Annotated in this window: 8 protein-coding genes; 5 read left to right on the plus strand and 3 right to left on the minus strand. The window is 47.8% G+C overall.

Features of this window, described 5'->3' with window-relative positions; translation table 11 throughout:
• Window positions 1-181 precede the first annotated feature (181 nt).
• The 3 genes from QUA27_RS26750 to QUA27_RS26755 form a co-directional block, all read right to left on the minus strand.
• A complete protein-coding gene (locus tag QUA27_RS26750) occupies window positions 182-1,321 on the minus strand; it encodes a right-handed parallel beta-helix repeat-containing protein (protein ID WP_333072029.1) in 1,140 nt (379 codons plus the stop codon).
• Window positions 1,322-1,840: 519 nt separating this feature from the next.
• A complete protein-coding gene (locus QUA27_RS27580) occupies window positions 1,841-1,990 on the minus strand; it encodes a transposase (protein WP_445251557.1) in 150 nt (49 codons plus the stop codon).
• A gap of 117 nt (window positions 1,991-2,107) precedes the next feature.
• Window positions 2,108-2,629 (minus strand): hypothetical protein, encoded by a 522-nt coding sequence (locus tag QUA27_RS26755; RefSeq protein WP_333072031.1) that lies wholly within the window; start codon window positions 2,627-2,629, stop codon window positions 2,108-2,110.
• A gap of 178 nt (window positions 2,630-2,807) precedes the next feature.
• Here QUA27_RS26755 and QUA27_RS26760 point away from each other — a divergent pair, with 178 nt between their 5' ends.
• From QUA27_RS26760 to QUA27_RS26780, 5 genes are read left to right on the plus strand one after another with little or no spacing between them, the layout of a single operon-like run.
• Window positions 2,808-4,091 (plus strand): lipopolysaccharide biosynthesis protein, encoded by a 1,284-nt coding sequence (locus QUA27_RS26760; RefSeq protein WP_333072032.1) that lies wholly within the window; start codon window positions 2,808-2,810, stop codon window positions 4,089-4,091.
• Entirely contained in the window at window positions 4,091-4,813 is a 723-nt protein-coding gene (locus tag QUA27_RS26765) for an acyltransferase (protein ID WP_332975631.1), read from the plus strand. Before QUA27_RS26760 ends, QUA27_RS26765 begins: the two co-directional genes overlap by 1 nt.
• A gap of 22 nt (window positions 4,814-4,835) precedes the next feature.
• Window positions 4,836-5,762: a hypothetical protein gene (locus QUA27_RS26770; RefSeq protein WP_333072033.1), complete on the plus strand. Its 927-nt coding sequence runs from the start codon at window positions 4,836-4,838 to the stop codon at window positions 5,760-5,762.
• 2 nt (window positions 5,763-5,764) lie between these two features.
• The gene (locus QUA27_RS26775; RefSeq protein ID WP_332975633.1) at window positions 5,765-6,586 is read left to right on the plus strand and encodes a class I SAM-dependent methyltransferase; all 822 of its coding nucleotides are present in this window, start codon (window positions 5,765-5,767) and stop codon (window positions 6,584-6,586) included.
• Window positions 6,522-7,496 carry an NAD-dependent epimerase/dehydratase family protein gene (locus QUA27_RS26780; RefSeq protein WP_333072036.1) on the plus strand — a complete coding sequence of 325 codons (975 nt, stop codon included), beginning with the start codon at window positions 6,522-6,524 and terminating at the stop codon, window positions 7,494-7,496. The genes QUA27_RS26775 and QUA27_RS26780 overlap by 65 nt, the downstream gene beginning before the upstream one ends.
• Window positions 7,497-7,819: the final 323 nt, after the last annotated feature.

A 7,819-nucleotide genomic window follows, 5' to 3' on the forward strand; every position in this document is an offset into this window, starting at 1 on the left:
AACGATGCCATCACTCCCGATCGCGTGAACTTGAAAACGGTACTCGCCAAATCCAATCCGACGGTAACAACCTCCTGTGGCCGCGAGCACCGGACCTCGGCCTTATCCGCCAAGAAACTGCGGGACTAAATTTTACAATCCCAACTAGCAATAGCTTTTAGAGTAGCGTCATAAACTACACCTATTTCATCTTAAATGAAAATCGAGGCCGCGGAGGTATGTTTATTGCAGAAAATTCCTGCCTTGACATCTTATTTATATCCCACGCGACCCTTCCTTTCCTTGCTAAATTAAAATATCCGGCATTTATAAAGTTTATGTTTGACATTTTCTTTGAGTTAAAGGAATGAAATGCTTCTTGACCACTAGTTGGCTCCCCTCGGAAGTTGTCCTGGGCCCATTGCTCGAGCGTAGGCACAGTGCTGCCGTCAAAGGAAACATTACCGGCGCTGTCAGATATTATACCAATAGCTAAACCGTCATATGCTCGCACATTCTTGAATGTAACGCCTTCGCTATCCGTCGCTGCAGAAAATGCTCCGTTTACCCAATACCTTACATCAACATTTTCGACTAGCCCCCCCCATCCGCCTTCGCCATTTTCGATTAATACACCAACGCCTTTGGGTGAGTTTAATCCTTCAATATACCCATTGCGAATAGTTGGCTTGATAGACCCATATGAATTGATCGCATCCTCAGTCCATGACGTACGCCCAGGATTTATCACGCTGAAAGTGTCAAGAGTGGGGTATTTACACTTATCAAACTGGACTAGTTGCCCCCTAGGAAGGGGACCTCTAATATCGAACCCTTCTATTTTCTTTATAATTGCGTGATCACTACGAAAAAGATAAACTCCGGCCGCACCCTTTTCAACGTACACATTTGAAATTGTTAAGTTATTTGAAAATACAGCTTGAATATTAACTCTTCTTTCAGGCATTGAACCTATGTTTTGACCTCGCTCCGGTGCCCCAATATTTACAACAACGGTATCTGATATATTTGCATTTTGCGACCTATTTATCACAATTCCGGGACCATTAGAATGATATACAATAACGTTTTTTATTTTGACATTGTGGAAACCATCTACTGTGATAGCAGGGCGCATATCGTCTGATTTTACTATCATATTTTCTATTTTTTGACCATCAAAACTTGCCTTAAAGGGGCCTGATACATAAACCAAAGTTCTATTTTTTTCTGACGAAGTACGATTTTTCAGCACTTCGTGCGCGCTTACATCCAGTCGATAAACGCAAATCATCAAAAATAGAGCTGTCGCAATTGTAGAAGTTCTGATCATAGACAACATTACTACTCCTTTATGTATTTATTCGTCTGCGAAGGCTCGAAATTTTGTAAGGTGATTTTTTAACCGCTGTAACGGCTTGGCGCCTTTAACGTTCGTGTGTCAGGCCTCTTGCTATGCCCTGATTTTGCTACTGGCAGGTATGCAGTTGGAAGAACGAGTTCCGCGTCAATTTAGAGAGCTTTGATGTTCGCGCCCCGGGACTGGCTTGCTCGGCGTAGACATTGAAGTCCCTGCCGCATAATCGTCAGTCAATTTCCTTGCCCCTATGTGCGTCCGGTTGAGCCTTTATTGGATAACAGCCGGATCATGCAATCCGGTGATTTCGCCCGCGCTTCACCATGGCCTAGACCGTGCGCGCCATCTTGTTGGCCAAAGCGACAGCTGCCACAATTCGCGGCTTACGTCCCAACACGCGGCCGAGCCAGTTGTCGGGGAGCACACCACGCCGGATGATCCAGCGGATCCTGCTCATTACACCGAAGATTAGCATCTTGCGACTGCCGCCTTGGCTCATCTTACTCACAAGCCTAGCATCGCCTTTCCGCCGGTGTATCGCTCTCGTGGGACCAGCCCAAGCCATGCGGCGAAGTTCCGTCCACTGGCAAAGGCCCGTAGATCGAGAGCAAACGTCATGATCGCATCCGCTGTTACAGGACCGACGCTTGGCAATTAGCAATGCAGCCGCATTGATTCGTCGATCTTGTGCGCCATAACCGCGGATCTGGTCCAGTTAAAGGGCAGCGATATCGCACACCGCACCCGAGAGCTGTGTTGCCTTGTTGTCGATCAACCCTCCAAGGGCTTTGATTCCGGTCGGCGCTTGCCCGACGACAAATCCAGATTCTGCCAGATAGCCGCGAGATCGGTTGATGAGTTGCGTTCGTTGTCTAACGAAGGATTTGGCGAGTTCTGAACGCCACCCCACGGGCCTGATGCTCGGCGCTCTTCACTGCCACATAATGATAGCGATATCGCAGCAAGGCTCCACCAATCGCTGCTTCGTCTGCCGCATCGTTCTTCACCTCCTGACGAAAGGCTTAACGTCAACGGCGGGTGTCTGGCGAACCTCGTGACCGAGACTTTCCGCAAACCGCCCCAGAAATAGCTGATTGCGCACGCTTCAAAGGGGGCTTGCTCGCGAAAGATGGTCTCAAGCGTTCCGCGCGAAACCATCCGATTTAACAGAGCCGCCTCTCCCAGGCCTGTGCCGCAGACCTGAGAGCTGCCCTTCGCGAGATCCATTGCGAGAATATGAACATCGGTCATGCGCTCCTTCTTGTACAGCGCAACATCGCGCTGGTCAGACATGATGCCGTCAAGGAGCCAAACCAGCGGAAGATGAGATCGGAAACGTAGACAAACGGTTCGGCTTAGCACAATAGGCACCATGCTCCGGAAGCCAGCCAGATTCATTACGCAAACCTTGTCGTTTCTCCGAGGAGGCCGCGCAGACCTCACAACCGACGAGGGTCGGGCGGATGATCGAATGCGCAAGATTGCGCTAACGGCAGCAGCCTCTGCCCTTGCGAAACTTGTTTCTATCGCGACATCATTGATAACCGTTCCTCTAACGCTTCACTATCTGGGCACAGAGCGGTATGGTTTGTGGGTTATCATAAGTTCTTTCACATTAATGTTAACCTTTGCTGATTTAGGCATCGGAAACGGCTTACTAACTGCTGTCGCGGTCGCCCGTGGAAAAGACGATTTTGATCAAATTAGATCATATGTATCAAGCGCTTTCGTCGTCCTAGGGTTAGTCGGATGCGTTATCATCACACTAGCGTTGGCTACTTATGCCCATATTAATTGGGCCTATATTTTTAACGTTCAAGATACGCTTGCTGTAAATGAGGTTCGCCCGGCGATGCTGGTGTTTTTTCTTTGTTTCGGTCTGTCGCTTCCTGCAACGATCATCCAGCGCCTCCAGCTTGGTCTGCAACTGGGGTTTATGTCTAGCCTATGGCAGTGCGCTGGTAGCGTTGCTGCACTGATTGGCACGCTGGTCGTAATATCCCTTGAAGCCGGATTGCCATGGCTCGTGCTGATGTTTAACGGCCTACCGATAATGGTTCTAATCATTAACAGCCTGGTTTTTTTCACCCGCACAATGCCCGAATCAGCACCTCAGATCCACGCCGCAACCAAGCGGCATGCGGCCGAGATTGGCAAGATTGGGTTTGTTTTTTTCATTCTCCAGGTAACTACGGCCGTAGCTTACACGTCGGATAGTGTTCTGATTGCGAACAAGCTTGGCGCCGCTGCTGTTGCTGAATTTGCCGTACCGGACCGTCTTTTTGCGTTAATATCGCTCGTTGTGGGCTTCGTGGTGATGCCGCTATGGCCGGCTTTTGGAGAGGCGTTCGCTCGAGGCGATCATGTCTGGGCGAAACGCACTCTGGTCAAGGGAACATGGCTTGCGTTGGGGGTTTCAACGGCTTTGGCAATTGTTATGGTAGTTGGCGGGAGAGCTATAATTGAGGCGTGGGTTGGCAGCACGGTGCAGCCGTCAGTGGCGCTGTTGATCGGGCTAGGAGCATGGAGGATCCTGGAAGCTACAGCGAGCGCCAGCTCAATGTATCTCAATGGGCTTAGAATCGTTTGGTTTCAGGTCGCGATCGCCACGATGACCGCAGCGGTGGCATTAAGCGCAAAACTGCTAATGGTAGAAAAATTTGGGGTCTACATTGTTCCTTGGGCAACCTTTATATCTTATGCAATGTTTGCAGGTCTGCCTATGTTATTATTCTTAAAAGCCAGGATAAAGTAATGCATATTGCAAATCGTTGCAAATTCATTGCGCGAAATATTACAACTGATTTCCGCAATTTCGTGCTATCCCCGTTATATAAGCATAGAAACGTTGGCAAAGATACACTTATCGATAGTTCGGCACAGATTCTAGGCTGGAGATGGATTACGATAGGAAGTAATTCGGTAATCGGAGAAGGATGTTGGCTTAACGTCAACAAATATGAAGGAACCAAGGCGCAGATCGTGATTGGGAACAACTGCTTCATAGGACGCCGTACAGTTATAAGCCCGGGCTCATTGATTGAATTTTCTGATTACTCTTTACTGGGTTACGGCTGTAGCTTTTTAGGAGCAGACCATATCTATTCGGATCCATTTATACCGTATGTTGCAACCGGTGCGACCACATCAAGTGAAATGCGAATTGGCGCCAACTGCTGGTTTGGCCACAGCGTAACCATTCTCGGCGGCATAACCCTCGGCTTTGGAAGCGTATTTGCTAGCACTTCGCTAATAAGAAAAGATGTCCCTCCATTTAGCTTAGTCGTCGGCAACCCCGGGCGGGTCATAAAAAGATATGATATGGCCCGAAGACAGTGGATAGAGATTGAAAAATTGGGTGGTGCCGAACCCGAGATACCATCGGAAACGGAATATATGGCGCAACTGTCGAGAAATGCATTAAATCTGAATATGCCCCGGAAAGCTTCAGGTCGCTCCCAAGGACACTCTATTTAAGTAATCAAGTTATGGAGAATGTATGATGAACTCAGCACGACGCTTCGTCCGAAAGCTAGTAAGGCCTCCGGAAGAGCGCCCGGCATTCGAGACTCTTATGATCAACCAAGGCCGTATTCTTACTAAGTTAAACGAGCAAACTGAAATCAAAAATATCTCTGAGGCTGAATTCAAGGTGTTTTCGCAGTGGGGCGAGGATGGTATTATACAGCATATTGTCGGTAAAATACCTGACATAAAAAAGACATTCATTGAGTTCGGCGTTGAAAATTTCTCGGAGTCAAATTGCCGATTTCTAATGATGAAGGATGGCTGGAGCGGAATGGTAATCGATGGATCACAAAACCATATCGACCACATTCGCTCCCGAGATTATTATTGGCATTTTAATTTGAATGCGACTTGCGCATTTATCACTAAAGATAACATTTGTGACTTGCTTGAAAGCAGTGGCTTTGCAAAAGATTGTGGTATCTTGTCGGTTGATATTGATGGCGTCGATTATCACGTACTCGAAGCCTTGAGTGACTGGCAACCGTCACTCTTGATAACTGAATTTAATGCCATTTTTGGCTCTAAATCAGCTGTAACTGTGCCATACGATCCAACATTCGTTCGGCATGCTAAGCATTATTCTGGATTGTATTGGGGTGCAAGCTTAGCAGCATTTGATCACATTGCAAAGCTCCGTGGCTATGCCTTGGTTGGAGTGAATTCAACCGGAAGCAATGCTTTCTTTGTGCGGCGTGACCAACTTTGGGCGAAGAGCGCTGAATTGACAGTTGAAGACGCATTTCGGCCGGTTGCCTTTCGCGACGCTCGCAACGAGTCAGGTGAACTGACATATCTGTCCGAGGAAGATCGGGTACAACTCATAGGCGAACTTCCACTAGTCGATGTTACCAGTGGCAGAACTATTTCTGTAAAAGAAGCCAGGGGTGATTTATAATAATGGATGGGAAATTAAATTGGGAGCAAGCTGTCGTACAATTTCGTAACGAGCCGGCCAATCGTGAGATAGCTGAGGCTTGTTATTATGATGACCCACTCTTGAACGCAGCTGAACGCTTTGTCACTAGCACCGAATGGGCATCTTTGGTATCAATTTTACCAAGCAAGCTTGGACAGGTCCTCGAGCTTGGAGCAGGAAGGGGTGTCGCATCTTACGCTTTTGCTCGCTCTGGATGGACTGTAACTGCACTAGAGCCAGATCCTAGCGACATTGTTGGTGCTGGAGCAATCCGCTGCTTGGCCGAACAGAGCAATACTAAGATATCAGTTGTCGAAGAGTGGGGAGAGCGCCTCCCATTTAACGATGCTGTTTTCGATGTAGTCTATTGCCGAGCCGTTTTGCATCACGCTCAGGACCTTAGTGCGCTAGTGAAAGAGATTGGGCGAGTTCTAAAACCAGGCGGCGTATTTTTGGGAACACGCGAGCATGTTGTTGATAGCCATTCTGATATATTGGTATTTCAGGATCAGCACCCACTGCATCGGTTGTATGGCGGCGAATTTGCCTATTTGATCGACGAATACATAGGCGCGATTACGGCAGCAGGCTTGAAGATTGATAAGATTTTAAATCCAATGGAGAGCGACATTAATTTATTTCCGCTAACGCGGAAGTTAATGAAAGAATCGATAGCAAGAAAGATAGGACTTCCTATGCTTTGGCGCATTATTCCCAATTTCCTATTGACCTGGCGTGGTGAAAGAATCTCTTCGCCAGGCCGCCTGTACAGTTTTATTTGTCATCGACCGCACCATGATTAAGAAGGTTTTGGTGACCGGCGCATCCGGTTTCGTAGGGCGACATGTAGCGTTGGCAGCGGCGCGACTGGGCTACGACGTGTATGGGATGGGCCACGGGTCGTGGTCAACCAAAGAAGCTTTAGGCTGGGGAATATGCCATTGGACATCCGCAGATGTCACACTGGATTCGCTGATTAGATCAGCCGTGGAACCAGATTATGTTATCCACTGCGCAGGCTCTGGATCTGTCGCGTTTTCATTGACCGATCCATTAGAAGACTTCCAACGAACAGTTCAGACATTTTTGGATGTTCTTGAGTATTCACGACTGCATACCCCGAATGCACGCATTGTTCTTCCATCGAGCGCAAGCGTTTATGGTGCTGCATTGACATTTCCTATAAGCATTAACACTATTCCTGCTCCGACGTCTCCTTATGGTGTTCATAAGCTAATAACAGAGCAGTTAGCTTCATATTATGCAAGACATTTTAATATGGCCATATCGATTGTACGCCTTTTCTCTGTGTACGGAGTTGGATTACGGAAACAACTTCTATGGGACGCGTGTAATAAGCTTAAAGTTGGTCCGGCAGAATTTGCTGGCACTGGATTTGAAACCCGAGACTGGATCCACGTCAATGACGCCGCGAATTTACTTTTGGCTGCAACCAACGTTGCTTCAAAAGATTGCCCTGTCTTTAATGGAGCTAGTGGCACCGGCGTCACAACAAGGGCAGTCGTCGACATTATATCTAGTGTCATGGGCCGCACCGAGCGGGCAGTGTTCAATGGAATTTCTAGGGCTGGCGACCCCATGCATTATGTAGCCGATGTATCGGGAGCACTCGACCTCGGATGGAAACCAGCATATACGTTAGAAAATGAGCTAGAGAATTATGTAAATTGGTTTCTTAAGCTTGATGATTAAATTGATCAACTTTTTACAGTAAGTATCTGCCTTTGGCGCCCAACTTTCGCCTCTTCGGAGTATTAGATGCTTAGGCAGGCAGCACTTCCTGATCAGTTTATTAGGCAAAGATCAGATCCAGAATAAACCGAAATTAGCTATCGTCAAACTTCTGCGACTGACCGTCGCGCGCTTACGAAACCCAATCCAGGCTACCTTTGCCCGGGTCATGAGCTTTTTGACAGAGAGTGCCTCGTTGACGGCAATACCAAGCCAATTGAGTTCACGTCAATTTGTCAGTAGTGCCGCAGCAACGGTTCGCACCCCAAGACGTCCTATGGCTA

The organism is Microcoleus harperi Pol14_C6 (assembly GCF_036701295.1).
In the GTDB taxonomy this organism is placed as follows: domain Bacteria; phylum Cyanobacteriota; class Cyanobacteriia; order Cyanobacteriales; family Microcoleaceae; genus Microcoleus.

Bases quoted from the DNA above. Each gene is read 5' to 3' on its own strand.
- QUA27_RS26750 (WP_333072029.1), bottom strand. From the start codon at position 1,321: ATGTTGTCTATGATCAGAACTTCTACAATTGCGACAGCTCTATTTTTG.
- QUA27_RS26755 (WP_333072031.1), bottom strand. From the start codon at position 2,629: ATGTCTGACCAGCGCGATGTTGCGCTGTACAAGAAGGAGCGCATGACC.
- QUA27_RS26760 (WP_333072032.1), top strand. From the start codon at position 2,808: ATGCGCAAGATTGCGCTAACGGCAGCAGCCTCTGCCCTTGCGAAACTT.
- QUA27_RS26765 (WP_332975631.1), top strand. From the start codon at position 4,091: ATGCATATTGCAAATCGTTGCAAATTCATTGCGCGAAATATTACAACT.
- QUA27_RS26770 (WP_333072033.1), top strand. From the start codon at position 4,836: ATGATGAACTCAGCACGACGCTTCGTCCGAAAGCTAGTAAGGCCTCCG.
- QUA27_RS26775 (WP_332975633.1), top strand. From the start codon at position 5,765: ATGGATGGGAAATTAAATTGGGAGCAAGCTGTCGTACAATTTCGTAAC.